General features: G+C 64.9%; 24 protein-coding genes. 13 read left to right on the top strand and 11 right to left on the bottom strand.

The features are described from left to right. Positions 1-172 precede the first annotated feature (172 nt). Complete coding sequence (locus Q6A48_RS03025; protein ID WP_304552314.1) at positions 173-610, bottom strand: hypothetical protein; 438 nt, start codon at positions 608-610, stop codon at positions 173-175. 25 nt (positions 611-635) lie between these two features. Continuing rightward, positions 636-1826: an NnrS family protein gene (locus Q6A48_RS03030; protein ID WP_304551881.1), complete on the bottom strand. Its 1191-nt coding sequence runs from the start codon at positions 1824-1826 to the stop codon at positions 636-638. Between the two features lie 591 nt (positions 1827-2417). Here Q6A48_RS03030 and Q6A48_RS03035 point away from each other — a divergent pair. Next, positions 2418-3101 (top strand): Crp/Fnr family transcriptional regulator, encoded by a 684-nt coding sequence (locus Q6A48_RS03035; protein WP_304551883.1) that lies wholly within the window; start codon positions 2418-2420, stop codon positions 3099-3101. Next, positions 3098-3298 carry a protein DnrP gene (locus tag Q6A48_RS03040; protein WP_304551885.1) on the top strand — a complete coding sequence of 67 codons (201 nt, stop codon included), beginning with the start codon at positions 3098-3100 and terminating at the stop codon, positions 3296-3298. Before Q6A48_RS03035 ends, Q6A48_RS03040 begins: the two co-directional genes overlap by 4 nt. Before the next feature lie 59 nt (positions 3299-3357). On the opposite strand, the gene Q6A48_RS03045 is transcribed toward Q6A48_RS03040, so the two are convergent. The 6 genes from Q6A48_RS03045 to Q6A48_RS03070 all read right to left on the bottom strand — a co-directional run bounded on the left by Q6A48_RS03045 (position 3358) and on the right by Q6A48_RS03070 (position 9073). Beyond that, positions 3358-5196 carry a nitric oxide reductase activation protein NorD gene (locus Q6A48_RS03045; protein ID WP_304551886.1) on the bottom strand — a complete coding sequence of 613 codons (1839 nt, stop codon included), beginning with the start codon at positions 5194-5196 and terminating at the stop codon, positions 3358-3360. Between the two features lie 177 nt (positions 5197-5373). Beyond that, positions 5374-6801, bottom strand: coding sequence for a cbb3-type cytochrome c oxidase subunit I (locus Q6A48_RS03050; RefSeq protein ID WP_304551887.1), 1428 nt, complete (start codon positions 6799-6801; stop codon positions 5374-5376). 3 nt (positions 6802-6804) lie between these two features. Next, positions 6805-7245 (bottom strand): c-type cytochrome, encoded by a 441-nt coding sequence (locus Q6A48_RS03055; protein WP_304551889.1) that lies wholly within the window; start codon positions 7243-7245, stop codon positions 6805-6807. Positions 7246-7500: 255 nt separating this feature from the next. After that, positions 7501-7758: a cytochrome C oxidase subunit IV family protein gene (locus Q6A48_RS03060; protein WP_304551890.1), complete on the bottom strand. Its 258-nt coding sequence runs from the start codon at positions 7756-7758 to the stop codon at positions 7501-7503. 12 nt (positions 7759-7770) lie between these two features. Continuing rightward, on the bottom strand, positions 7771-8355 hold the full coding sequence (locus Q6A48_RS03065) for a cytochrome c oxidase subunit 3 family protein (RefSeq protein ID WP_304551892.1): 585 nt from the start codon (positions 8353-8355) through the stop codon (positions 7771-7773). Beyond that, complete coding sequence (locus Q6A48_RS03070; protein WP_369811655.1) at positions 8339-9073, bottom strand: CbbQ/NirQ/NorQ/GpvN family protein; 735 nt, start codon at positions 9071-9073, stop codon at positions 8339-8341. The genes Q6A48_RS03065 and Q6A48_RS03070 overlap by 17 nt, the downstream gene beginning before the upstream one ends. A gap of 269 nt (positions 9074-9342) precedes the next feature. Between Q6A48_RS03070 and nirS the strand changes: the two genes are divergently transcribed. The 11 genes from nirS to Q6A48_RS03125 all read left to right on the top strand — a co-directional run bounded on the left by nirS (position 9343) and on the right by Q6A48_RS03125 (position 18577). After that, positions 9343-11022 carry a nitrite reductase gene (gene nirS / locus Q6A48_RS03075; protein WP_501991672.1) on the top strand — a complete coding sequence of 560 codons (1680 nt, stop codon included), beginning with the start codon at positions 9343-9345 and terminating at the stop codon, positions 11020-11022. Between the two features lie 24 nt (positions 11023-11046). Beyond that, positions 11047-11358, top strand: coding sequence for a c-type cytochrome (locus Q6A48_RS03080; protein WP_304551896.1), 312 nt, complete (start codon positions 11047-11049; stop codon positions 11356-11358). Between the two features lie 187 nt (positions 11359-11545). Continuing rightward, entirely contained in the window at positions 11546-11875 is a 330-nt protein-coding gene (locus Q6A48_RS03085) for a c-type cytochrome (RefSeq protein WP_304551897.1), read from the top strand. Next, complete coding sequence (locus Q6A48_RS03090; protein ID WP_304551899.1) at positions 11872-13050, top strand: cytochrome D1 domain-containing protein; 1179 nt, start codon at positions 11872-11874, stop codon at positions 13048-13050. The genes Q6A48_RS03085 and Q6A48_RS03090 overlap by 4 nt, the downstream gene beginning before the upstream one ends. Positions 13051-13052: 2 nt before the next feature. Continuing rightward, positions 13053-13526 carry an Lrp/AsnC family transcriptional regulator gene (locus Q6A48_RS03095; RefSeq protein WP_304551901.1) on the top strand — a complete coding sequence of 158 codons (474 nt, stop codon included), beginning with the start codon at positions 13053-13055 and terminating at the stop codon, positions 13524-13526. After that, a complete protein-coding gene (gene ahbB / locus Q6A48_RS03100) occupies positions 13507-14019 on the top strand; it encodes a siroheme decarboxylase subunit beta (RefSeq protein ID WP_304551904.1) in 513 nt (170 codons plus the stop codon). Before Q6A48_RS03095 ends, ahbB (Q6A48_RS03100) begins: the two co-directional genes overlap by 20 nt. Continuing rightward, positions 14012-14455, top strand: a complete 444-nt coding sequence (locus tag Q6A48_RS03105) for an Lrp/AsnC family transcriptional regulator (RefSeq protein ID WP_304551906.1) — start codon at positions 14012-14014, stop codon at positions 14453-14455. Before ahbB (Q6A48_RS03100) ends, Q6A48_RS03105 begins: the two co-directional genes overlap by 8 nt. Beyond that, the gene (gene ahbB / locus Q6A48_RS03110; RefSeq protein ID WP_304551907.1) at positions 14430-15011 is read left to right on the top strand and encodes a siroheme decarboxylase subunit beta; all 582 of its coding nucleotides are present in this window, start codon (positions 14430-14432) and stop codon (positions 15009-15011) included. Before Q6A48_RS03105 ends, ahbB (Q6A48_RS03110) begins: the two co-directional genes overlap by 26 nt. An 11-nt stretch (positions 15012-15022) precedes the next feature. After that, positions 15023-16204: a heme d1 biosynthesis radical SAM protein NirJ gene (gene nirJ / locus Q6A48_RS03115; protein WP_304551908.1), complete on the top strand. Its 1182-nt coding sequence runs from the start codon at positions 15023-15025 to the stop codon at positions 16202-16204. A gap of 37 nt (positions 16205-16241) precedes the next feature. Beyond that, positions 16242-17084, top strand: coding sequence for a uroporphyrinogen-III C-methyltransferase (gene cobA / locus Q6A48_RS03120; protein WP_304551909.1), 843 nt, complete (start codon positions 16242-16244; stop codon positions 17082-17084). Beyond that, entirely contained in the window at positions 17081-18577 is a 1497-nt protein-coding gene (locus tag Q6A48_RS03125; RefSeq protein WP_304551911.1) for a nitrite reductase, read from the top strand. Before cobA ends, Q6A48_RS03125 begins: the two co-directional genes overlap by 4 nt. 156 nt (positions 18578-18733) lie before the next feature. Here Q6A48_RS03125 and Q6A48_RS03130 read toward each other — a convergent pair whose 3' ends face one another. The 3 genes from Q6A48_RS03130 to Q6A48_RS03140 all read right to left on the bottom strand — a co-directional run bounded on the left by Q6A48_RS03130 (position 18734) and on the right by Q6A48_RS03140 (position 22850). Next, the gene (locus Q6A48_RS03130; protein WP_304551912.1) at positions 18734-19918 is read right to left on the bottom strand and encodes a porin; all 1185 of its coding nucleotides are present in this window, start codon (positions 19916-19918) and stop codon (positions 18734-18736) included. Between the two features lie 353 nt (positions 19919-20271). Beyond that, positions 20272-21546 carry a glucarate dehydratase family protein gene (locus tag Q6A48_RS03135; protein ID WP_304551914.1) on the bottom strand — a complete coding sequence of 425 codons (1275 nt, stop codon included), beginning with the start codon at positions 21544-21546 and terminating at the stop codon, positions 20272-20274. Beyond that, a complete protein-coding gene (locus Q6A48_RS03140) occupies positions 21543-22850 on the bottom strand; it encodes an MFS transporter (RefSeq protein ID WP_304552316.1) in 1308 nt (435 codons plus the stop codon). The genes Q6A48_RS03135 and Q6A48_RS03140 overlap by 4 nt, the downstream gene beginning before the upstream one ends. Positions 22851-23037 lie beyond the last annotated feature (187 nt).

Below are 23037 nucleotides of genomic sequence, written 5' to 3' on the forward strand. Positions count from 1 at the left end.
AATATCAAACACTCCAGGCCCCGTGGGGGAGGTAGATTGCTCGGGTTGGCGTCGGATCAGTCAGTATTGAGTTGGCTGATCCTCCGCTATCGCGAGCAAGCTCGCTCCCACAGGGGATTGATGGTGTTCAGCCTATGGCAAACCCTTGAATCAGACGCTTTCACCCTACGGCTCAAAACTGCCAATAGAACATCGCCTTGGCCAACACCACGATCAGCACCATGTGCCCCAGGATACTGCGGCGCAACCAACAAGCGCGGCTGGGTGTCAGGCGACCGCGCTTGAGCCAGTACGCCAGCCACACATAGTGACCGACGATGCTCAACGCCAGCAGGATCTTCAGGCTTAGCAGCAGGCCGAAGCTGTTGCTCAACGGTTGGCTCAACGCGCCGCGATGCTGCCAGGCCAGCGCCATGCCGGCGCCGTACAGCACCAGCACGACGCCGTGCAACACATGCCGCGAGCGCTGGGCGATGGCTTGGCCGGCAGCGTCCTTGACGCCTTGGGCCAAGGGCCGGCGGGCGCCATGCCAGATGAAGACCTCGAAAAACAGCGTGCCAATGAAAGCGATGGCCGCCAGCAGGTGCGTGACCAGCAAGACCCCATACATCATCGTTGTGCTCCGCTCGATGGTCTCATCCCGGGTGCCCGTCCACCCGCGCCTGCAACAGCATCGGACCGTAGCGCCAGGCATAGAGCCCGAAGGCCAGGGCCCAGCACAACCCGGCCAGCCACAGCGCGGCGACGGGCAATAGCAGCACCAGCAACACCCGACTCAGGCACGCCAGGTTCAGCAGCACGAACGCCAGGGTCATCCCCTTCGGCGGTTCCAGGGGGCGCCCGGTATGGCCCAGGCTGACTCGGGCGATCATCGCCAGGATCAACCCGGCCATGGCGCCGACGGTCAGGCTGTGCACGGCCAGGCTCGGGCTCACCGGCGCACCGAAGTGCCACAGCGCCATGCCCAGGCAGGCCAGCGCCAACCAGGCGTAGGCCAAGTGCAACGACCACAACAGCGGCACGCGCCACAGGCCCCGGTCGTGCCAACGCACCAGCCGGATCCCGTGGCCCACCGCCAACCCACCGAACACCAGGCCGACCCCGCCATTGGCCGCCAGCGCCGGGCCGAAGGCGTACAGCAACGCCACCAGCGCCGACCCGCCCAGCAACAGGCGATCGAGCCAGGGCCAGGGCGCGACACCCTCTACCCGACCCAGGCCACGCTGGGTGAAGAACGGAATCACCCGTCCGCCGATCAGGCCCATCATGGCCGCCACCAACCACAGGCCGGTGAGCACGCTCTGCCGTTGCAGTCCTTCGTTGTGCTGGGCCAGGCCGTACATGGACAAACCATCGGCCGCGGCCAGCAGCAGTAACACCAGCACGATCGGGTAGTTGCGCTTTTGCCGCGCACGCCACAAGGTAATGCCCATCCACGCTGCGACGGCCAGGGCAAAGCCCAGCTCCAACAGCGCGAGCACCGGCCAGGGGGCATCGGCCAGCCAGGCCAGTCGCGCCCCCAGCCAGATCGACGCCAGCACCGCCAGGCGCTTGCCGCTGAGCCCCGGGGTGCCCGTCCAGGTCTGTACCGCCGTCAGCAGGAACCCGGCGATGATCGCCAGGCCGAAGCCGAACAGCAGTTCATGACGGTGCCAGGCCAGCCAGCCACCGGCCGGTTGCCAGGCCGCCACGCGCCCGCTGAAGGCGGCCAGCCACAGCGGCACCGCCAGTAGCGCCAGCACACACCCGGCCAGGAAAAACGGCCGGAACGCCAGGCGCCATAGCGGCGGGATGGCCATGGCCTTGCGACGGTCAAGCACTTGCATACACCACTCCTTTGCCTCGCTGAACCCTCAGCGAGGTACAACCAACCAGGGTTCGAATGATCGGTTATCGACAGCGGCTGGACTTGTCTCAGATCAAGCTGCGCATCGGTAACCTCCCGCCTCGGACAGGTACTTGCAAGGGGCTTGCCGAACCGGCTAGCGCCGCTCGCAAAGATGCCCTCAACCCTGTGGAAGATGTCCCCAGTCCCCTGTGGGAGCGAGCTTGCTCGCGATGGCGTTGAATCAGTCAGTATTGAGTTTTCTGATCCGCCGGTATCGCGAGCAAGCTCGCTCCCACATGGACTGCAACTGAATAAGGTAGTTATGACCCTGAGATGGTTATTTATACCCTGTCGCGCCAGGGTCATTTCTACCCTTTCAGTTTCGAGTCCTCAAAAAATAAGGCCTGCCAGCATGGCCCGGCTCTTGCTCAGGGACGGCATAGCCAATTGCCGGGAATCGCCCATGAAACACGTCGCCCTGCCCATCACCTGGTTCGTCCTGCTCGCCTGCGTCCTGGCGCTTGCCAGCGGCCTGTCCCTGAGCCTGGTCTGAAGCCGATCATTTATTGCCATCACAAGGATCCACACCATGGTGCTCCACCGTGTCCATCACCAGATTCTGCGCAGCCACCACCTGTTCGAGCCGCTGAACGAAGAGCAGCTCGACGAGTTGATGAGTTCCAGCCAACTGTTGAACATCGACAAGGGCGACCCGCTGTTCCGCCAGGGCGAGCCGGCCCAGGCGTTCTACTTCGTGATTTCCGGCGCGGTGAAGATCTATCGGCTGACCCCGGACGGCCAGGAGAAGGTCTTCGAGGTGATCGGCGAGCGCCAGACCTTCGCTGAAGCCATGATGCTGATGGACACCCCCAACTACGTCGCCTCTGCCGAAGCCGTCGGGCCGACCCAGTTGTACCGTTTGTCCAACGCCACCTACATGCGCCTGCTGCAAAGCAATGGCCGACTGACGTTCGCCCTGCTGGCCAAGCTTTGCGTGCGCCTGCACCAGCGGGTCAACGAGATTGAAACCCTGTCGCTGAAAAACGCCACCCACCGCGTGGTGCGCTACCTGCTGACGCAACTGGTGCGCCTGCAGGCCGTCGACAGCCAGTTCGAACTGCCCATGGCCAAGCAACTGATTGCCGGGCACCTGTCGATCCAGCCGGAAACCTTCTCGCGGATCATCCGGCGCCTGATCGACGAAAAGATCATCACCCAGGACGGTCGCCAGATCGCCATTCTCGATCGCCTGCGCCTGGAGCAGTTCGAATGAGCACCCGGCCCACCTGCCTGTATTGCCAACAGGCCCATGCCGCGGATGAAACCGAGTGCCGCCAGTGCGGCATGCCCCTGCCGGCCGAGGCCGCCTTGGCCAGCGAGCGGCGGCTGCGACGCTTCACCTGGTTCTGCATCGGCCTGACGGTGTTCTGCACTGTCATGTTCTTCTGGCTGCCCCGCGACATCGTCTAGTGCCTGTACGGTTGATTCGGGCACTCGAATTTGGGTCTACGAATCAGCCACACAGGCCACTAATCCTGGGTCAATTGCCGATACAACTGTGGCAGGCGCAGGGGCAATTGCTCGGGCTGGCGGATCAAGGTGTAGCCGTTGGCGCCGAACATGTACGGCAGGTAATCCCCCGCTTCGCGATCAATGGTGATGCAGAACGGCGTCAGCCCTTGGCGCCGTGCCTCCAGCACGGCCTGGCGGGTGTCTTCCACACCGTAGCGCCCTTCGTAGAGGTCCAGGTCATTGGGCTTGCCGTCGCTGAGCAGCAAAAGCAACCTGCGCCGCCGCTTGCAGCCCGCCAACCGTTGGGTGGCCTGGCGGATCGCCGCGCCCATGCGCGTGTAGTAACCGGGCTTGAGCGCCAGGATCCGGCCACGGGTCTGGTCGTCGTAACGCTGGTTGAACGCCTTGAGCTCATGCAGGCGCACTTGCTGGCGGCGTAGCGAGGAAAACCCGTACAAGGCAAAGTCGTCCCCAAGCACCGCGAGGGTCTCCCCGAACAGCAACAGGCTGTCGCGGATCACCTCGATCACCCGGTGCTCGTCGTTGAGGTGGGCGTCGGTGGACATCGACAGATCGGCCAGCAGCAGGCAGGCCAGGTCGCGGCGGGTCTGGCGTTGCTCCATGAACAGGCCGCGCTCGCTGCATGGGCCATGCTGGCGCTCGACATGGAAATCCAGCCAGGCTTGCAGGTCCAGTTCCGCGCCTTGGGTTTGCTGGCGTAACCATTGTCGGTCGTTGCGCAGGTGTTCGAACTGGCGGCGCAGGCGCAGGGCCGAAGGACGCAGGCGAGCCGGCAGCGGCTGGGCCTGGCAATCGCGCGGCACGAAGGTCTGCACACGGACGAAATCCGCTTGCAGGTGTTGCTTGCGGTAGTCCCATTCCGGCAACAGGATGCCGTCGCCAAGGGGGATGTCATCCACTTCGGCGGGCGGCAAGTCCAGGTGCAGTTTCAAGCCGCCGCCCTTGCGCAAGCGGGTGCGCGACAGGGTCAATTGGTCGAGGTCTTCGGCGACGCGGGCGGCATCCGGATCTTCGCTGTCATCCGCCCAGCGATCCAGATCCACGTGCTCGGTCCAACTGAACAGGTTTTCCAGGCGAACGACCAGCAGCCCTCCATCGCGGGTGCTGTCGTCGATCCGCTCGGCACGCTTGCGACCGCCCTGCTGCTCTCCGGGCGGTGTCGCCAGGTACTGCTCGGATTCTTCAAGGTCGGCGGCCTGGGGATTGGCCAGCGACTGGGCCGGATACAGCCACAACGGCAGCGGCCAGGCCGCCCGTTCACTGCGGGGAAAGTGCTCGACACTGCCGGGCTCGCGCAACGCCTGGCACAAGGCGCGCTCCAGGGCGGCCTCGGCGCTGTCGAGCGTGGCGGGGTCGGGACGCAGGGACAGGTGCGCCTCCACCAGCCGCCGGTAACGCACGGCCATGGCCGGGTAGCGGCGCAACACGGCCTGGGTCCAACGCTGGTTGTCCCGCCCCCAATGCTTCATCGGTCCCGCCTGGGCCGCCAACAGCGCGAGCCAGCGGTACAGGTCTTCATTGAGCGCGGCCTCGGGAAAGGTCGCCAGGCTCGCCGGCAGGCGCAGGTTGTCACCGTCGCACCAGGCCAAAGGCACCTGTTTGCAGGTGCCGGCGATCTGCTGCAGCAGGGTGCGCCGCAGCAGCAGGTCACGGTCGCTGACGGCTTGCACCCCCAGGTGACGAGCCCCGCCCGTGGCGCGAAGCAGCACGTGCAGGGCGCGTTGCCGGGGAATCAGCTCCACCCGGGCCTCGGGAAAGTCGGCACTGGCGCGGCGGGTGATGAACCGGTGCCAGACGCTGCCGACCCATTCTTCCAGTTCGAGGGTGAAGGCCATGGTTATTCTCCTCCTAACCCGAACCATCGTGGCGAGGGACTCATGTGGGAGCAAAGCTTGCTCGCGAAACAGGCGCCTTGAGCTCCAATAGACCGCATAGCCCCCATCGCGGGCAAGCCTTGCTCCCACATAGATCCTCTCGTCACAAAATGAGTCCGGCTCAGTCGCTGTGATGACTCACGAAGGCACCACCGCCGCCGGCGCCCGCAAGGCCGCACGGCCGCGTTGACGAAAGCTGAACAGGTAGCAGATCAGCCCGGCCAGGAACCCGACGCCGCTGACCAGTCGCGCCCAGAACAGCGGCTTCAGATGATCCACCGTGGCCATGAACGGCAAGGCACTGCCATCGGCCATCCAACGCTGCAACCACACTTGCACGACACCCGCGGCAGTCAGGAACAAGGTGATCATCACCATCGCCAGGGTCATCAGCCAGAAGCCCCAGATTTCCAGCTTCTGCGAACGTTCGTCGGCAGCTTCCCCCAGGCCGCGCAAGCGTGGCATGGCATAGCTGATCAAGGTCATCACGATCATCGCGTAGGCACCGTAGAAGGCCAGGTGTCCGTGGGCCGCGGTCAATTGCGAACCGTGGGTGTAGTAGTTGACCGGTGCCAGGGTGTGCAGGAAGCCCCAGACGCCGGCGCCGAAGAACGCGGTGACCGTGGTGCCCTTGGCCCACAACGTGGCCGCGCGGTTCGGGTGATGGCGACGACGGTTGCGTACCATGCTGAAGGCGAAGATCACCATCGCCAGGAACGGCAGCGGTTCCATCGCGGAGAAGATCGAGCCGACCCACAACCAGACCTCGGGTGCGCCGATCCAGAAGAAGTGGTGGCCGGTGCCGATGATCCCGGTGATCAACGCCATGGCGATGATCACGTAGAGCCACTTCTCCACCACTTCCCGGTCCACGCCGGTGATCTTGATCAACACGAAGGCGAGCATCGAACCCATGATCAATTCCCAGACGCCTTCGACCCAGAGATGCACCACCCACCACCAGTAGTACTTGTCGCGGGCGAGGTTTTCCGGGTTGTAGAAGGAAAACAGGAAGAACACCGCGAGGCCGATCAGGCCGGTCATCATGACCATGCTCACGGTGGTCTTGCGCCCCTTGAGCAGGGTCATGCCGATGTTGTAGAGGAACCCCAGGCAGACCACCACGATGCCCATCTTGGTGATGGTGGGCTGTTCGAGGAACTCACGGCCCATGGTGGGCAACAGGTCGTTGCCGGTGATTTTCGCCAGGGTCGCATACGGCACCGACAGGTAGCCCAGGATCGTCATCACCCCGGCGGCGGCAAACACCCAGAACAGCACCAGCGCCAGTTTCGGGCTGTGCAGCTCGCGGTCCGCCTCTTCCGGTATCAGGTAGTACGCCGCGCCCATGAAGCCGAACAGCAGCCAGACGATCAGCAGGTTGGTGTGGACCATGCGGGCCACGTTGAAGGGGATCAGCGGGAACAGGAAGTCGCCGACCACGTACTGCACGCCCATGATCAAACCGAACAGGACCTGCCCCAGGAACAGCATCAGGGCAAACACGAAATAAGGTTTGGCAACGGCCTGCGAGGCGAATTTCAGATGCGGATTAGCCATGCTCATCTCTCAGCCCTCCTTGTTTGGCGGCCAGCCATTGGTGTTGATTTTCGAACTCCACTTGAGGAACTCGGCAATGTCGTCGACCTCCTGTTCGCTCAAGTTGAATTGCGGCATGGCCCGGCGACCGGGCACGCCCAGCGGCTGCATTTTCATCCACGCGTGCAGGAACGGCTTGAACGCCTCCTCGCCTCCGCGCCGGTTGACCACATTGCCCAGCTCCGGCGCGAAGTACGCGCCCTCGCCCAGCAGGGTGTGGCAGCCGATGCAGTTGTTGCGCTCCCAGACGCCCTTGCCGCGAATCACCGATTCGGTCAATTGCCCCTGGTTGCTGCGTTCTGGAAAGGTCTGTTCCGTGTGGTAGGTCAGGGCCAGGAATATCAGGAAGAAGAAGATGCTTCCCCCGAAATAAATATTCCTGGCCATGCCTTTGGTGAAGGTATCTGACATGGTCACTTCCTCATTGCTTGGCGTGTTCATTCTAGGAAGCGAGCCCTTCGAAACCGCTTGATGGCGATCAAGAATCTCCGATGGTTTTGCTGGGTTTTTGTGGCGACAGGATTTAGCGAAACGTCGCACCGCACCGCTAGGCTGCGAAGCCGCCCCAGTTTGTATCGGCTACTGCGGTGTGTCAGACAGGATGTCGGGGCCGCTTTGCGCCCCAACGGGGATAAATCCCCTCGCCACAATATTGCGTCCGCAGGTTCAGGAGGTGCGGATGGCGACGATCCCGATCACAACCGCCAACAGCGCCGCCCAGCTCAGCACCAACCGCCGCCACAACCGCGGCGCATGGCGCAGCTCCATGAAGCCATCGGCGATCAGCCAGGCCTTGGTCACCGCGACCACCAGGATGGCAATGGGCACCAGCCCGGTGGCGGCGGCCTGGCCCAGGGCAACGGTGCCGGTGCTCAACACGGCCAGCAGCATCCAGCAGGCGATCAAGACACGGGAAGCCGACATGAGCACCTCCGTTCAATCAAGGATGTAGACAACCGGGAACAGCAGCACCCAGACCAGATCGACCATGTGCCAATACAGCACACCGGATTCCAGCCCACTGTTGCGCTGCGCCCCATAACGCCGTCGCCGGCACCCCCCGGCCAGCCAGGCGAGGATCACCATGCCCAACAGCACATGGAGGAAATGGAACGCGGTGAGGATCCAGTACAACGTGAAGAAGGTGTCGTGCTCCATCCCCAGGCCACTGGCCAACAGATGGGCGTATTCCGTGAGCTTGATCCCCACATAGCCACAGGCGAACAACAACGCCACACACAACAACAGCGCACCTCGGCGCGGCCGGTCTTGCCTGACCTGCTCCTGGGCCAGCGCGGCGAACAGCCCGGCGGTGAGCAGGCTGAGGGTCATCGCCAGGCCCGTGGAGCGGTCCAGCAACTGGCGGCCGTCGCTGAACGCCTGCGGATACAGCGCCTGGGCAACGGTGAACGCGAGGATCAGCAGCGCGAACACCGACAATTCGGCGAGGATGAAAAACCACATCGCCAGGTCCCCCGGCAGGCGCCGGGGCGTGCCACGGGTTTCAGCCGAAGTGGACATCGACCACGTCCATCAGCGCGGCAACCGTCTGCGCATCGTCGCTCAGGGGTTCGGCCAGGCAGGCCAGGCACGCCTGGCGCGGGTCCATCCCGGCACCGATCATGCGCGCGGCGAAAATCAGCAACCGCGTGGAGGCCACCTCTTCCAGGTCATGCTGGTCGAGCCGGCGCAGCGCCTGCCCCAACCGCACCACCTGGGCGGCCAGGGGCAACTCGACGCCGGCCTCGCGGGCGACGATGCGTTCCTCGTCGGCGACCGTCGGATAGCCGAAGCGCATCGCCACGAAACGCTGGCGGGTGCTGGGCTTCATGCCTTTGAGCAGGTTCTGGTAACCAGGGTTGTACGACACCACCAGCATGAACGACAGCGGCGCCTGGAGCACTTCGCCGGTGCGCTCCAGGTACAGCTGGCGACGGTCATCGGCCAACGGGTGCAACACCACCGCTGTGTCCTGCCGCGCCTCGACCACCTCGTCCAGGTAACAGATGCCCCCCTCGCGCACGGCACGGGTCAAGGGGCCGTCCTGCCACCAGGTGCCCTGGGCGCCGATCAGGTGGCGGCCGACCAGGTCGGCGGCGCTCAGGTCGTCGTGGCAGGCCACGGTGTACAGCGGCAGTTTCAAGCGATGGGCCATGTGCTGGACGAAGCGGGTCTTGCCGCAACCGGTGGGGCCCTTGATCAGCACGGGCATGCGGTGCTGCCAGGCCTGTTCGAACATCGCCTGCTCGTTGTCCTGGGGCTGGTAGAAGGGTTCGTCCGGCTGTTGCAGGGAGTGGATTGCGTTCATGACGGGACCTGATCAGGCAACTCGATTAGCCATCACGCTAAGGGCCCCTGCGACAACCTGGCAAGGACCGCGACCGGCAAACTTGATCGCCGTCAAGCGACCAACCACTGGCCTGGGCATAGCCTTGCAAGGCACCCAGAACCTGCGCGCCGAACGCCCGTTGCGGCACATCACGCGGGTCATGCCTGAGGAGAAATGGAATGCTGATCAGCGACAAAAAATCGTGGGTCCTGAAGGTCGGGGCGTTATGTACGACCCTGGTCGCCGCCCACGCCTTTGCCAACCAGGCCCCCACGCCGGACCAGCCGCGCATGGTCAAGACCGAAGGCGCGCCGGAGATGAGCCAGGCCGACTTCGACTCGTCCAAGGAAATCTACTTCCAGCGCTGCGCCGGCTGCCACGGCGTGCTGCGCAAGGGCGCCACCGGCAAGCCCCTGACACCGGACATCACCCAGGCCCGTGGCCAAGCCTACCTGGAGGCGCTGATCACCTACGGCTCGGCCGCCGGCATGCCCAACTGGGGCACGTCCAACGCGCTGACCAAAGACCAGATCACGACGATGGCCAAGTTCATCCAGCACACCCCGCCGACGCCACCGGAATGGGGCATGGCCGAAACCCTCAAGACCTGGAAGGTGCTGGTCAAGCCCGAAGACCGGCCGACCCGCCAACTCAACACCCTCAACCTGCAGAACCTGTTCTCGGTGACCCTGCGCGACGACGGCAAGATCGCCCTGGTCGACGGCGACAGCAAGAAGATCGTCAAGCTGATCGACACTGGCTACGCGGTGCACATCTCACGCATCTCGGCGTCGGGGCGCTACCTGCTGGTGATCGGCCGCGACGCCAAGATCGACATGATCGACCTGTGGCCGAAAGAGCCGACCAAGGTCGCCGAAATCAAGGTGGGCATCGAGGCGCGCTCGGTGGAAACCTCCAAGTTCAAGGGCTATGAAGACAAGTACACCATCGCCGGTTCCTATTGGCCGCCGCAGTTCACCATCATGGACGGCGAGACCCTGGAGCCCAAGCAGATCGTCTCCACCCGGGGCATGACCGTCGACACCCAGCAGTACCACCCCGAACCGCGCGTCGCAGCCATCATCGCCTCCCACGAATGGCCCGAGTTCATCGTCAACGTCAAGGAAACCGGCAAGGTGATGCTGGTCAATTACCAGGACATCAAGAACCTCACCATCACCAGCATCGACGCCGCGCCGTTCCTCCATGACGGCGGTTGGGACAGCAGCCATCGCTACTTCATGACGGCCGCCAACAATTCCAACAAAGTCGCGGTGATCGACTCCAAGGAGCGCAAGCTCACCGCCCTGGTGGACGTCGGCAAGACCCCGCACCCGGGACGCGGCGCCAACTTCAACCATCCGCTCTACGGTCCGGTGTGGGCCACCAGTCACCTGGGCGATGCCGGCGTCTCGCTGATCGGCACCGACCCGGTCAACCACCCGCAATACGCCTGGAAACAGGTCGGCTCGCTGCAAGGCCAGGGTGGCGGTTCGCTGTTCATCAAGACTCACCCCGCGTCCCGGCACCTGTATGTCGACACCACCTTGAGCCCGGACGCCAAGCTCAGCCAGTCGGTCGCCGTGTTCAACATCGACAAGCTCGACGCCGGCTACACCGTGCTGCCGATCGCCGAGTACGCCGGCATCCAGAAAGGCGCCCTGCGGGTGGTGCAGCCGGAATACAACAAGGCCGGCGACGAGGTCTGGTTCTCGGTCTGGAGCGGCCAGGACGACGAGTCGGCCCTGGTGGTGATCGACGACAAGACCCTCAAGGTCAAGAACGTGATCAAGGACAAGCGACTGATCACGCCCACCGGCAAATTCAACGTCTACAACACCCAACACGACATCTATTGAGCTCCATCAATAAGAGGAAAAACCATGAAGCCTATTCTGATCGCACTGGCCCTGACGGCCGCCGCCAGCCTGCAACCGGCCCTGGCCGAAGACGGCCCGACGCTGTTCAAGAGCAAGCCCTGCGCGGCCTGCCACTCCATCGACACCAAGGTAGTGGGCCCGGCCCTCAAGGACGTCGCGGCGAAGAACGCCAGCGTCCCCGGCGCGCAGGACGTGCTGGCCAAGCACATCAAGGAAGGTACGCAAGGCAACTGGGGCCCCATGCCGATGCCGGCCAACCCCGTGACCGAAGAAGAAGCCAAGATCCTCGCGGCGTGGGTGTTGACCCTTAAGTAACCCGGAGGAAACACCCCTGTGGCGAGGGGATTTATCCCCGCTGGGCTGCGAAGCGGCCCTAAAACCTGCCACCGACGTGTGTCAGGCAAAACTGCATTCGGCTTCTTTGGGGCCGCTTTGCGGCCCAGCGGGGATAAATCCCCTCGCCACAGGGGTACTCACTTTATTTCTCGATTCGGAGGACGTCATGGAACGACACAACGCTGCAATCTTGATAACCACCCTCCTCCTTGTTTTCTCCTCCTGCGTGCTGGCCGCTCCCGACAGCCAGCGCCAGGCCCAACTGCAACACCTGCTGGACCAGGACTGTGGCGCCTGCCATGGCCTGTACCTGACCGGCGGCCTCGGTCCACCGCTGACCCATGCCGCGCTGGCCGGAAAGTCCCGCGACAGCCTCATCGCCACCGTCACCCTGGGCCGCCCCGGCAGTGCCATGCCTGGCTGGGCAGCCCTGCTCGGACCCGACGACATCCGCTGGCTGGTGGACCGGCTTCTTCAAGGAAAACCCGCCTCATGATCCGTGCCCTGCTGTCCTCGTCCGCCCTCGCCCTGTTGCTCTGCGCCTGCGCCCAGGCACCGCTTCGCGGGACCGGCGACCTGGGCGTGGTGGTGGAACGCGCCACGGGCAGCCTGCAAATCATCGAAAGCGACACCCGCACCGCCCTCGCCCGCGTCGAAGGCCTGGGCGACCTGTCCCACGCCTCGGTGGTGTTCTCCCGCGACCAGCGCTATGCCTACGTATTCGGCCGCGACGGTGGCTTGAGCAAGATCGATCTGCTGACCGCGCGCATCGACAAACGCATTGTCCAGGGCGGCAACAGCATCGGCGGCGCGATCAGCCAGGACGGCAAGCTGATCGCCGTCTCCAACTATGAGCCCGGCGGCGTCAAGGTGTTCGATGCGCGAACCCTGGAACAGGTCGCCGACATCCCCGCCACCCCCTTGCCTGATGGCCAGAAGCGCTCGCGGGTAGTCGGCTTGGTGGATGCCCCGGGACAGCGTTTCGTGTTCAGCCTGTTCGACACTGGCGAGATCTGGACCGCCGACTTCAGCCAAGGCCTCAGCCCGCGCATCCAGCGCTTCACGGCCATCGGCCAGCAACCCTACGACGCGCTGATCTCCCCGGACGGGCGCTACTACATGGCCGGGCTGTTCGGCGAAGACGGCATGGCCCAACTCGACCTCTGGCATCCGGAGCTCGGCGTCAAGCGTGTGCTCGGGCACTACGGGCGCGGCCAGGCCCGGCTGCCGGTGTACAAGATGCCTCATCTGGAAGGCTGGGCCATCGCCGACCAGCAAGCCTTCGTGCCCGCCGTCGGCCATCACCAGGTGCTGGTGATGGATGCCCGCGACTGGCGACAGACCGATGCCATCGCGGTGGCCGGGCAGCCGGTGTTCGTCACCGCCCGCCCGGACGGCCGGCAGTTGTGGGTCAACTTCGCCTACCCGGACAACGACCGCGTCCAGGTCATCGACACCCAGACCCACGCCATCGTCGCGGACCTGCGGCCAGGGCCGGCGGTGCTGCACATGGAGTTCACCGCCCGGGGCGACCAACTGTGGCTGTCGGCCCGGGACGGCGGCGACGTGCAGGTCTGGGACCCGTATCGGCTCGAACGCCTGGGCCGGCTGCCGGCGCTGAGCCCCAGCGGCATTTTCTTCAGCAGCCGCGCGCACAAACCGGGGTATTGAGCATGACTGCAAGCCCATTGGCCCGGCGCCTGATCGATCGTTTCCAGCATGGCCTGCCGTTGTGCGCCGAACCCTACCGGGCCATGGCCGAGGCCCTGGACTGCAGCGAGACCCAGGTGCTCGATTGCCTGCGCTCACTGGAACGGGATGGCACGTTGTCGCGAATCGGCCCGGTGTTCGAGCACACCCGCGCCGGGGCCAGCACCCTCGCCGCCCTGGCGGTGCCTGCCGAGCGCCTGCACCAGGTCGCGGCGCGCATCAGCCAGTACCCGGAAGTCAATCACAACTACGCCCGCGAGCACCGCTACAACCTCTGGTTCGTGCTGACCGGTCCGAACCGCGCCCACCTGGACACCATCCTCCAGGAGCTGGAACACGACACCGGCCTGGCGCCGCTGGACCTGCCCATGCTGACCGCCTACCGCATCGACCTGGGCTTCGCCCTGGAGGCCACCCATGCAAAACCCCTTGAGTGAGCAACAGGCGCTGGCGCTGCGCCGCGCGCTGGAAACCGGCCTGCCGCTGACACCACGGCCGTTCCAGGCCCTGGCCGAACAGATCGAGGCCAGCGAGCAACAAGTCCTCGACCATGTGCAGCAGTGGCACGAACAGGGCCTGTTCCGGCGCGTCGGCCTGGTGGTCAATCACCGGGCCCTGGGCTTCACCGCCAACGCCATGCTGGTGCTGGATGTGCCGGATGCGCTGGTCGACGAGGTCGGGCGTCGCCTCGGCCAGGCCGCCGGCATCAGCTTGTGCTACCAGCGCCCCCGGCGCCTGCCCCAGTGGCAGTACAACCTGTTCTGCATGATCCACGGGCGCCAGCGTGAACGCGTCGAGGCCCAGGTCCAGGCGCTGCTGGCCCAACACCTGCTGGACGACCTGCCACACCAATTGCTGTTCAGCACGCACCTGTTCAAGCAATGCGGCGGACGCTTCGCCCCACCGGCGGGAGCCCGCACCCATGGATGACCTGGACCGGCGCCTGATCAACCGCCTGCAACTGGGCCTGCCGCTGGTGCGCCATCCCTGGCAGGTGCTGGCCGGCGAACTCGACAGCAGCCCTGCGCAATTGCTCGATCGCCTGCACGAGTTGCTCAACGACGGCGTCCTCACCCGCTTCGGCCCGATGTTCGACATCGATCGTCTCGGCGGCGCCTTCACCCTGGCGGCGCTCGCGGTGCCCGAAGCCCGCTTCGACGCCATCGCCGAACTGCTCGCGGACATGCCCGAGGTGGCCCACAACTACCGCCGCGAACACAGCTGGAACATGTGGTTCGTGCTGGCGTGCCCCAGCGAACAGGCGATCCACGACTGCCTGCTGCGCATCGAGCGCCTGACCGGCCTGGTGCCGCTGAACCTGCCCAAAGAGGAGACCTACCATGTCGGCCTGTATTTCCCCCTCTGAATCGCGGCTGGCGCTGCGCCTGGTGGAGCTGACCCAGGAAGGCCTGCCGCTGCTCGAAGACCCGTGGGGCTGGCTGGCCGAGCAACTGGGCTTGAGCGTGGAGTCGACCCTCGACCTGCTCAAGCGCCTGCAGGCCGACGGCGCGATCCGGCGCATCGCCGCCGTGCCCAATCACTATCGCCTGGGCTATCGCCACAACGGCATGACGGTCTGGGACGTGGCTGACGCCGACCTGCCGCGCCTCGGTGCGCTGCTGGGCGCGCAACCCTTCGTCAGCCATTGCTACCGGCGTCCGCGCCGGCCTGGCTGGCGCTACAACCTGTTCGCCATGGTCCATGGCCGCAGCCGCGAGGAAATCGACAGCTACCGCGATCACCTGCGCTACCTGCTGGGGGATGCCTGTGCCGCCGATGACATGCTGGTGAGCAGCCGGATCCTGAAAAAAACCGGCCTGCGCCTGGCGCCTGTGGGAGCAAAGCTTGCTCGCGAAACAGGTGCATCGGTTTCTGAGAGACCGCATCAGCTTTATCGCGGGCAAGCCTTGCTCCCACAATGAAGGAACGCCTTATGTTGAGGATCAGCCACTACCTGCGCGCCCTGGCCGGCCACTGCCCGGCCCCGCGCACCGCGCCACCGGGCAGCGAGCGCCCACCCGTGGTGATCTGGAACCTGTTGCGGCGCTGCAACCTGACCTGCAAGCATTGCTATGCCACGTCCGCCGACAGCGTGTTTCGCGACGAACTGGACACCCCGGCGGCCCTCCAGGTGATCGACGACCTGCATGACGCCGGCGTGCGCGTACTGATCCTCTCGGGCGGCGAACCGTTGCTGCGCGACGACCTGTTCGAGCTCTGCGCCTACGCGCGGGGCAAGGGGTTCTTCCTCGCCCTGTCCAGCAACGGCACGCTGATCGACGCCAGCAACATCGAGCAGATTGCCGCGGCGCAGTTCGACTATGTCGGCATCAGCATCGATGGCCTGGAGGCGACCCACGATGAATTCCGCCAGCTCAAGGGCAGTTTCGCCGCCTCCATGGCGGCCATCCGGCTCTGTCGCCAGCAAGGGATCCGGGTCGGGTTGCGCACCACCCTCACCCAGCAGAACCACGCCCAGCTGCCGCGGCTGCTGGACATGATGAACGAATACGATGTGCAGAAATTCTACCTGTCGCACCTCAACTACAGCGGCCGGGGCAAGCGCAGCCGCAAGCTCGACGCCCACCAGCAAATGAGCCGCGAGGCCATGGCCTCGATCTTCGAACGGGCCTGGAGCGACATCGAGCAGGGTCGCGACAGTGATTTCGTCAGCGGCAACAACGACGCCGATGCCATCCTGCTGCTGCAATGGGTCGCCCGCCGGCTGCCCCACCACTACACAGCCCTGGAGCGGATGCTAAGGGCCTGGGGCGGCAACGCATCGGGCAGCGGCATCGCCAATATCGACAACACCGGCGAGGTCCATCCCGACACCTACTGGTGGCAGCACTCGGTGGGCAATGTCCGCCGGACACCGTTCAAGACACTCTGGCTCGAACGCCCCGACGCGCTGCTGCTGAAACTGCGTGAACATCCACGGGCCGTAGGCGGCCGTTGTGGGCAATGCCGCTGGCTGGCCATCTGCAACGGCAATACCCGCACCCGCGCCTGGGCCGACGGCGACCTGTGGGGCCAGGACCCCGGTTGCCACCTCAGCGACGACGAAATCGGCCTGCACGCCATTCCCAGCCTTGCGCTGCCTGTCGCCCGCTGAACCGAAGGCGAACTCGCTCCCGAACCAAGGAAGTCCCATGCCCGCCCCCATCGTTCTACCCGTTGCCCTGCAATCGCCGTTCAGACCCGGTGAAGTCGCCCTGGTCGGTGCCGGACCCGGTGACCCGGGCCTGCTCACCTTGCGGGCCTGGAGCCTGTTGATGCAGGCCGACGCCGTGGTCTATGACCGCTTGATCAGCCCGCAACTGCTGGGCCTGATTCCACTGACCTGCGCCCGGCATTACGTCGGCAAGGCCGCCGGCTGCCACAGCCTGCCCCAGGCGCAGATCAACGAACTGCTGGCCGATCTGGCCGACCAGGGCCAGCGCGTGGTCCGGCTCAAGGGCGGCGACCCGTTCATCTTCGGCCGTGGCGCCGAGGAGCTGGAGTACCTGCTGGCCCGCAACATCGATTGCCAGGTGGTGCCGGGCATCACCGCCGCGGCCGGGTGCACGGCCTACGCCGGCATTCCCTTGACCCACCGGGACTTCGTCAACTCCTGCCGGTTCATCACCGGCCACCTGCAACGCGAAGGTGAGCTGGACTTGCCTTGGCAAAGCCTGGCGGATGACAGCCAGACCCTGGTGTTCTACATGGGCTTGTCAAACCTGGGCACCATCGCCACGCGGTTGATCGACGCCGGCCTGCCTGCGCAGACCCCGGCGGCCTTGATCAGCAACGGCACGCGCCCCGACCAGCAAGTGCTGCGCGGCACCGTCGAGCAATTGCCGGGCCTGGCGCTGACGTGTGCCGATGGCCTGCCCACCCTGACGGTGATCGGCAAGGTGGTGGACTTGTTCGCCCACCAGCCGCTGCACCATCCGGCCCACCTTCACCCGGTGGCGCGGGTCCGCCCCGCTGCCGCGAAGGTGGCGCTGTGAAAGGCGGGTGGTGGCTGGCCTGGCTATGGATCGGCGCGGCCCAGGGCGCCACGGCCGCGACGCCGGACCTGGACCTGGCCGAGCGCAACTACCAGCAGCACTGCCAACAGTGCCACGGCGAGAACCGCATCGGCGGGGCCGGCCCGGCCCTGTTGCCCCAGAGCCTGAGCCGGATCAAGCCCGACGAGATCCGCGAGGTCATTGCCCAGGGGCGTCCGGCCAGCCAGATGGCGGCGTTCGGTGCAGTGCTCGATGCCGCGCAGATCGAAGGCCTGGTCCAGTACCTCCAGCGTCCGCCCGCCGTGGAGCCGCGCTGGAACGAGGATGACATCCGCCGCAGCCACCGGGTGCTGGAGGACCTCGCCCGCCTGCCGAGCACGCCCCAGCACAAGGCCGACCCGCTGAACCTGTTCGTGGTGGTGGAAGCGGGTGACCACCACGTCGATGTGGTCGATGGCGACCGCTTCGAGGTGCTCGCCCGCTTCGCTTCGCACTTCGCCGTGCACGGCGGGCCGAAGTTTTCCCCGGATGGCCGCTTCGTCTACCTGGCGTCCCGGGATGGCTGGATCAGCCTGTATGACCTGCACAACCTCAAGCTGATCGCCGAAGTGCGCGCCGGGCTCAATACCCGCAACCTGGCGGTGAGCAAGGACGGTCGCTGGGTCCTGGTGGGCAACTACCTGCCCGGCAGCCTGGCGGTCCTGGACGCCCGGGACCTGTCGCTGGTCAAGACCATCGCCACCGTGGGCCGCGACGGACTGGCCTCGCGAGTCAGTGCGGTGTACACCGCGCCGCCACGCAACAGCTTCATCGTTGCCTTGAAGGATGTGAAGGAGGTCTGGGAACTGCCCACCGGCCCGGACCCGGATTTCGTGCCAAGGCGCATCGACGCCGAGGACTACCTGGATGACTTTTCCTTCTCGCCGGATTACCGGCAGTTGCTCGCCACCTCGCGCAAGGCCCAGGGCGGCCAGGTCATCGACCTCGACACGGGCCGGGTGGTCACGGACATCGCCCTGCCAGGCATGCCCCACCTGGGCTCGGGCACCTATTGGCGGCGCGATGGACACTGGGTGCTGGCGACGCCGAACATCAGCAAGGGACTGGTTTCGGTGATCGACCTCGACAGCTGGAAGGTCATCAAGCAGATCCCGACCCTGGGACCGGGCTTCTTCCTGCGCAGCCACGCCAACTCGCGCTACGCCTGGACCGACGTGTTTTTCGGCCCCGACAACGACGCCATCCACCTGATCGACAAACAGACCCTGGACATCGCCCACACCCTGCGCCCGATGCCCGGCAAGACCGCCGCCCATGTCGAATTTACCCGCGACGGACGCTACCTGCTGTTGAGCATCTGGGCCACCGATGGCGCGCTGATCGTCTACGACAGCAACACCCTCCAGGAGATCAAGCGCCTGCCCATGAACAAGCCTTCGGGCAAGTACAACGTGGGGAACAAGATCGAGTTCGCCGAGGGGACTTCGCATTGAAAAAATGGGGCTGATGCGCAGCCCCTGGAGCAAAGCCTGTGGGAACAAGGCTTGCCCGCGATGAACGATAATGCGGTTTAGCCGTTGAACCGCGGCGCGGCTATCGCGGGCAAGCCTTGCTCCCACAGACGGCGCCGGGTCCAACGAATCCAACCCTCACCAGGTAAGCACCGCCCCCACCGCGAACGTATCGGTGTCCTCATTCTGGGCGCTGGTGTCGTGGCCGTTGATTTCGAACTGGTTGTACTCGGCCACGAGCTTGAGGTTGTCGTTGACGTCGTGGAACAACGCGATACCGCGGGTCTCATAGTCGGCGCCGCTGCCCACCACGCCGTTGCCGTCGTCGTCGGTCTTGCCGTAGGACAGCGCCAGGCGGTTCTTGCCCAGTTTGTACGAACCCTGCAACAGGTAGCCCTTGCTGTCGACATTGCGCAAGGTGGCTTCACCGGCATTGTTGGTGAAGAACGGGTTGATGCCCTTGGCCTGGAACCCCGAGCCGGTCAGCGAGAACCCGCCCATCTTGGCCTGCACGCCGTAGCCCAGGCCCTTGGAGGTCACCGTGTCGACGTTGGAATCGGTGTTGTCCGAGGTCTGGTAGCTGCCGTTGAGCCAGCTGTAGATCTTCGCCCCGCCCAGGTCGAACTGGTAGGTGATTTCGCTCTCCGTGCGCGGGTTTTCCTGGTAGGCCTTGCCGGTGGCGCTGTTGTCGTTGGTGTCCACCGGGTCCATGATGCCCACCGCCACCCGCAACCCGTCCATCACTGGCGTGCGGTAGGTGATCTGCGAGGTCGGGAACGGGTACGGGTAGCCGCTGCCGATGTTGCCGAACGAGACTCCACCGCCGTCCACCAACCCCAGCGTATCGCTGACCTGGCCATACCCGGCCAGCAGTTCGTCGAGCAGGATGTTGGAGCGGGCGAACAGGCCGAAGTCCTTGCCGATCAAGACCTCGCCCCACTCCGGGTTGGCGACGGTGCCGTAGAACTGCCGCACGTCGATGGCGGTGTCGGTGCCATTGGTTTCACTGTCGTTGATGGTCACCCAGAACGAAGCACGGGCGCCCAGCTTGAGGTCATCGACCTGCTTGCCCATGTTGAAGCCCAGGTAGTTGGGCAAGAAGCCCATCTTGACCCGCGCCTGGCGCCGGTCGTACTGCTCCCCTGCCCGGTCCACGTCACTGTTGACGTAGAAGGCGTTGATGTAGCCGTCGGTGGAAAAGGTGGTCTGGTCTTTGTCGTACAGCATGATTTCGGCCTGGGCCCAGGGCGTCAGGCCGAATGTCGAAAGACTGGCGATGACCGCAGGCAAAAAACGGTGGCGGGTATTTTTATTGTTGTGCATGGCGCGCTCCGCGACGTGGGACGGGATGTCGGAGGCGATTATCGAAATGCGCCAGGCCCCGTCATACGCTGCCTTGGAGGCAGTTGGCGGGTGCTTTGGGCGGGTTGGTTCGGCGCGGCAGTTTGGGAGTAGGACTGCGCTGTCGACGGGCGCGGTACTTTGGGTGTGGGCCGCAGGGCGGCCCGGGGGAATGTAGGGAGGGTGAGTCCCACCGACCTGTGGCCAGGGGGTGTGGGAGCAAGGCTTGCCCGCGATGAACGATAACGCGGTTCAGTTGTTCGACCGCGGCGTGACTATCGCGGGCGAGCCTTGCTCCCACAGATAGCCCTCTAGCCACAGGTGGCCTCTCATCCTCAGAACCTCGGCTTGATGGTTTTCCAGTCTGGCTTGTAGCGCTGCATCTGCCGCACGTCATCGCGCTGGCGGATGCCGCAGCCGAGAAACTGGTCATGCAGCTTGCCCAGTTGATCGCGGTCCAGTTCCAGCCCGAGGCCCGGTGCCCGGGTGACCTTCACGCAGCCGTCGACGATCGGCAGCTTGCCGCCCTTGATCACTTCTTCGTCCGGCTCCTGCCATGGGTAGTGCGTGTCACAGGCGTAGTCCAGGTTCGGCACCGCTGCCGCCACATGGGTCATGGCCATGAGGCTGATGCCCAGGTGCGAGTTGGAATGCATCGACACGCCCAGGCCGAAGGTGCTGCACATTTTCGCCAGGGCCTGGGTGTCCCGCAGGCCGCCCCAGTAATGGTGGTCCGCGAGGACAATCTGCACGCTGTCCAGCGCCACGCTGCGGCGGAACTCGTCGAAATCGGTGACCACCATGTTGGTCGCCAGCGGCAGGCCGGTGCGCTTGTGCAGTTCGGACATGCCCTCCAGCCCCGGGGTGGGGTCCTCGTAGTACTGCAGGTCATCGCCGAGCAGCTCGGCCATGCGGATGGACGTCTCCAGCGACCAGTTGGCGTTCGGGTCGATGCGCAGCGGGTAGCCGGGAAACGCCTGTTTCAACGCCTTGATGCAGGCCACTTCGTGCTCGGGCTCCAGGGCGCCGGCCTTGAGCTTGATGCTCTTGAAGCCATACGCCTGGATCATGCGCCGGGCCTGGGCGACGATCTGCTGCTCATTCAAGGCCTCGCCCCAGTTGTCTGGCGGATACGGCGAATCGATGTGCTCGGCGTACTTGAAAAACAGGTACGCACTGAACGGGACTTCGTCGCGGATCGCGCCGCCGAGAAGATCCACCAGCGGCACGTTCAGGTAATGGGCCTGGAGGTCCAGGCAGGCCACTTCGAACGCCGAGTAGGCGTTGCTCACGGCCTTGCTCGCATGGGAGCCCGGCGCCAGTTCGGCCCCGGCGACACTGGCCGGCCGCTGCGCGGCGACGGTCGCCTGGACAATCGCCCGCAAGCGATTGAGGTTGAACGGGTCCAGGCCGATCAACTGCTCCTGGAGCTGCAGCTGGATCGCCAGGGCCGGCGCATCGCCGTAGCTCTCGCCCAGGCCGATGTAACCGTTGTCGCTCTCGATCTCGATGATCGAGCGCAGCGCGTACGGCTCATGGATGCCGCTGGCGTTGAGCAAGGGCGGATCGCGAAAGGCGATGGGGGTGACGGTGACGCGTTTGATCTTCATGCAGCGGCTCCCGATGGACCTGGGTTCAAGGCTTGGCGTTGTTCCGGCTGATCGGCATCGGCAAGGGGTTCGGGCCGGCCGGACAATGAATTGGGGGTGCCACGCCCTGGCGAGGTGCGGGCGAAGAAAATCACCACGGCGGCAATCAGCGAGGTGATCGCCAGGCCGTACAGGCCGCCTTCGATGGAGCCGGTGGTCTGCTCCAGGAAACCGAAGGCCGTTGGCGCGACGAAGCCGCCGAGGTTACCGATGGAGTTGATCAAGGCGATCACCGCCGCTGCGATGCGAGCGTCCAGGTAGCCCTGGGGAATCGGCCAGAACAGCGCCGAGGCGGCCTTGAAACCGATCGCCGCGAAACAGATCGCCACGAAGGCGAAGACCGGCCCGCCGGTGGTGGACATGAACATGCCGAACGCGGCGATCACCAGGGTGACCGCGACCCAGGCCTGCTGGAACTTCCAGCGTCCGGCCAGGGCGGCGAAGCCGTACATCGCCACGATGGAGATGATCCACGGGATGGAGTTGAGCAGGCCGACCTGGAAATCCCCCAGGCTGCCCATTTTCTTGATCATGCTCGGCAACCAGAACGTCGCGCCGTAGATCGTCAGGGCGATGGAAAAATAGATGAAGCAGAACAGCAGGATCTGCCGATCGGCCAGCAACTTGAACACCGATGGCTTGATCACCTGCGCGGCTTCCCGGATCCGTTGTTCCTCGGCAATGGCGGCGATCAGCACGGTCTTCTCTTGCGCGGTCAGCCATTTGGCCTGGCTGGGGTGCGACTGCAGCCAGAACCAGACAACCCCGCACAACACGATGGAGGCGAAGCCTTCGATCAGGAACATCCACTGCCAGCCGTGCAGGCCCATCCCACTGACATGCAACAGCGCGCCTGACACCGGGCCGGAAATCACCGAGGCGATGGCCGAACCACTGAGGAAGATCGCCATCGCCTTGCCGCGTTCGTTGGCCGGCAGCCACTGGGTGAAGTAGTAGATGATGCCGGGAAAGAAACCCGCCTCCGCCGCGCCGAGGATGAAGCGCAGCACATAGAAACTGGTTTCGCCGCGCACGAAGGCCATCGCCATCGCCGCCGCGCCCCAGGTGAACATGATGCGGGTCAGCCAGGCCCGTGCGCCGTAGCGTTGCAGCAGCATGTTGGAGGGCACTTCGAACAGCGCGTAGCCGACGAAGAACAGCCCGGCACCGAGCCCGTAGGCCGCGGCGCCGATGCCCAGGTCAGTCTCCAGGTGACTGCGCACGAAGCCGATGTTGACCCGGTCGATGTAGTTGACGATGAACATCACCACCACCAGCGGCAGTACGTGACGTTTGACCTTGGCCGCCGCGAGCGCCAGGGTGCTCGCAGGCGTGGAGTCCGTTACGTTGTTCAAGGGTGCCTCCCGATCATTGTTTTTGTGGGGAACGGCACGATGATGGACGCGGCGGATTGTTCCCGTCTAATCTAACTTGGCACTTGATTGATACCCG

Source organism: Pseudomonas citrullilanati, assembly GCF_030580855.1.
In the GTDB taxonomy this organism is placed as follows: Bacteria; Pseudomonadota; Gammaproteobacteria; order Pseudomonadales; family Pseudomonadaceae; genus Aquipseudomonas; species Aquipseudomonas citrulli.

What these genes read in the sequence shown, in the direction of transcription:
- Q6A48_RS03140 (WP_304552316.1), bottom strand. Translation starts at nt 22,850, where the DNA reads ATGTTCATCGTCAACTACATCGACCGGGTCAACATCGGCTTCGTGCGC.
- nirJ (WP_304551908.1), top strand. Translation starts at nt 15,023, where the DNA reads ATGTTGAGGATCAGCCACTACCTGCGCGCCCTGGCCGGCCACTGCCCG.
- Q6A48_RS03105 (WP_304551906.1), top strand. Translation starts at nt 14,012, where the DNA reads ATGGATGACCTGGACCGGCGCCTGATCAACCGCCTGCAACTGGGCCTG.
- Q6A48_RS03085 (WP_304551897.1), top strand. Translation starts at nt 11,546, where the DNA reads ATGGAACGACACAACGCTGCAATCTTGATAACCACCCTCCTCCTTGTT.
- ahbB (WP_304551904.1), top strand. Translation starts at nt 13,507, where the DNA reads ATGCAAAACCCCTTGAGTGAGCAACAGGCGCTGGCGCTGCGCCGCGCG.
- Q6A48_RS03070 (WP_369811655.1), bottom strand. Translation starts at nt 9,073, where the DNA reads ATGTTCGAACAGGCCTGGCAGCACCGCATGCCCGTGCTGATCAAGGGC.
- Q6A48_RS03025 (WP_304552314.1), bottom strand. Translation starts at nt 610, where the DNA reads ATGTATGGGGTCTTGCTGGTCACGCACCTGCTGGCGGCCATCGCTTTC.
- Q6A48_RS03135 (WP_304551914.1), bottom strand. Translation starts at nt 21,546, where the DNA reads ATGAAGATCAAACGCGTCACCGTCACCCCCATCGCCTTTCGCGATCCG.
- Q6A48_RS03055 (WP_304551889.1), bottom strand. Translation starts at nt 7,245, where the DNA reads ATGTCAGATACCTTCACCAAAGGCATGGCCAGGAATATTTATTTCGGG.
- Q6A48_RS03030 (WP_304551881.1), bottom strand. Translation starts at nt 1,826, where the DNA reads ATGCAAGTGCTTGACCGTCGCAAGGCCATGGCCATCCCGCCGCTATGG.
- Q6A48_RS03090 (WP_304551899.1), top strand. Translation starts at nt 11,872, where the DNA reads ATGATCCGTGCCCTGCTGTCCTCGTCCGCCCTCGCCCTGTTGCTCTGC.
- Q6A48_RS03080 (WP_304551896.1), top strand. Translation starts at nt 11,047, where the DNA reads ATGAAGCCTATTCTGATCGCACTGGCCCTGACGGCCGCCGCCAGCCTG.
- Q6A48_RS03040 (WP_304551885.1), top strand. Translation starts at nt 3,098, where the DNA reads ATGAGCACCCGGCCCACCTGCCTGTATTGCCAACAGGCCCATGCCGCG.
- Q6A48_RS03060 (WP_304551890.1), bottom strand. Translation starts at nt 7,758, where the DNA reads ATGTCGGCTTCCCGTGTCTTGATCGCCTGCTGGATGCTGCTGGCCGTG.
- nirS (WP_501991672.1), top strand. Translation starts at nt 9,343, where the DNA reads ATGCTGATCAGCGACAAAAAATCGTGGGTCCTGAAGGTCGGGGCGTTA.
- Q6A48_RS03065 (WP_304551892.1), bottom strand. Translation starts at nt 8,355, where the DNA reads ATGTCCACTTCGGCTGAAACCCGTGGCACGCCCCGGCGCCTGCCGGGG.
- Q6A48_RS03035 (WP_304551883.1), top strand. Translation starts at nt 2,418, where the DNA reads ATGGTGCTCCACCGTGTCCATCACCAGATTCTGCGCAGCCACCACCTG.
- ahbB (WP_304551907.1), top strand. Translation starts at nt 14,430, where the DNA reads ATGTCGGCCTGTATTTCCCCCTCTGAATCGCGGCTGGCGCTGCGCCTG.
- cobA (WP_304551909.1), top strand. Translation starts at nt 16,242, where the DNA reads ATGCCCGCCCCCATCGTTCTACCCGTTGCCCTGCAATCGCCGTTCAGA.
- Q6A48_RS03095 (WP_304551901.1), top strand. Translation starts at nt 13,053, where the DNA reads ATGACTGCAAGCCCATTGGCCCGGCGCCTGATCGATCGTTTCCAGCAT.
- Q6A48_RS03045 (WP_304551886.1), bottom strand. Translation starts at nt 5,196, where the DNA reads ATGGCCTTCACCCTCGAACTGGAAGAATGGGTCGGCAGCGTCTGGCAC.
- Q6A48_RS03050 (WP_304551887.1), bottom strand. Translation starts at nt 6,801, where the DNA reads ATGAGCATGGCTAATCCGCATCTGAAATTCGCCTCGCAGGCCGTTGCC.
- Q6A48_RS03130 (WP_304551912.1), bottom strand. Translation starts at nt 19,918, where the DNA reads ATGCACAACAATAAAAATACCCGCCACCGTTTTTTGCCTGCGGTCATC.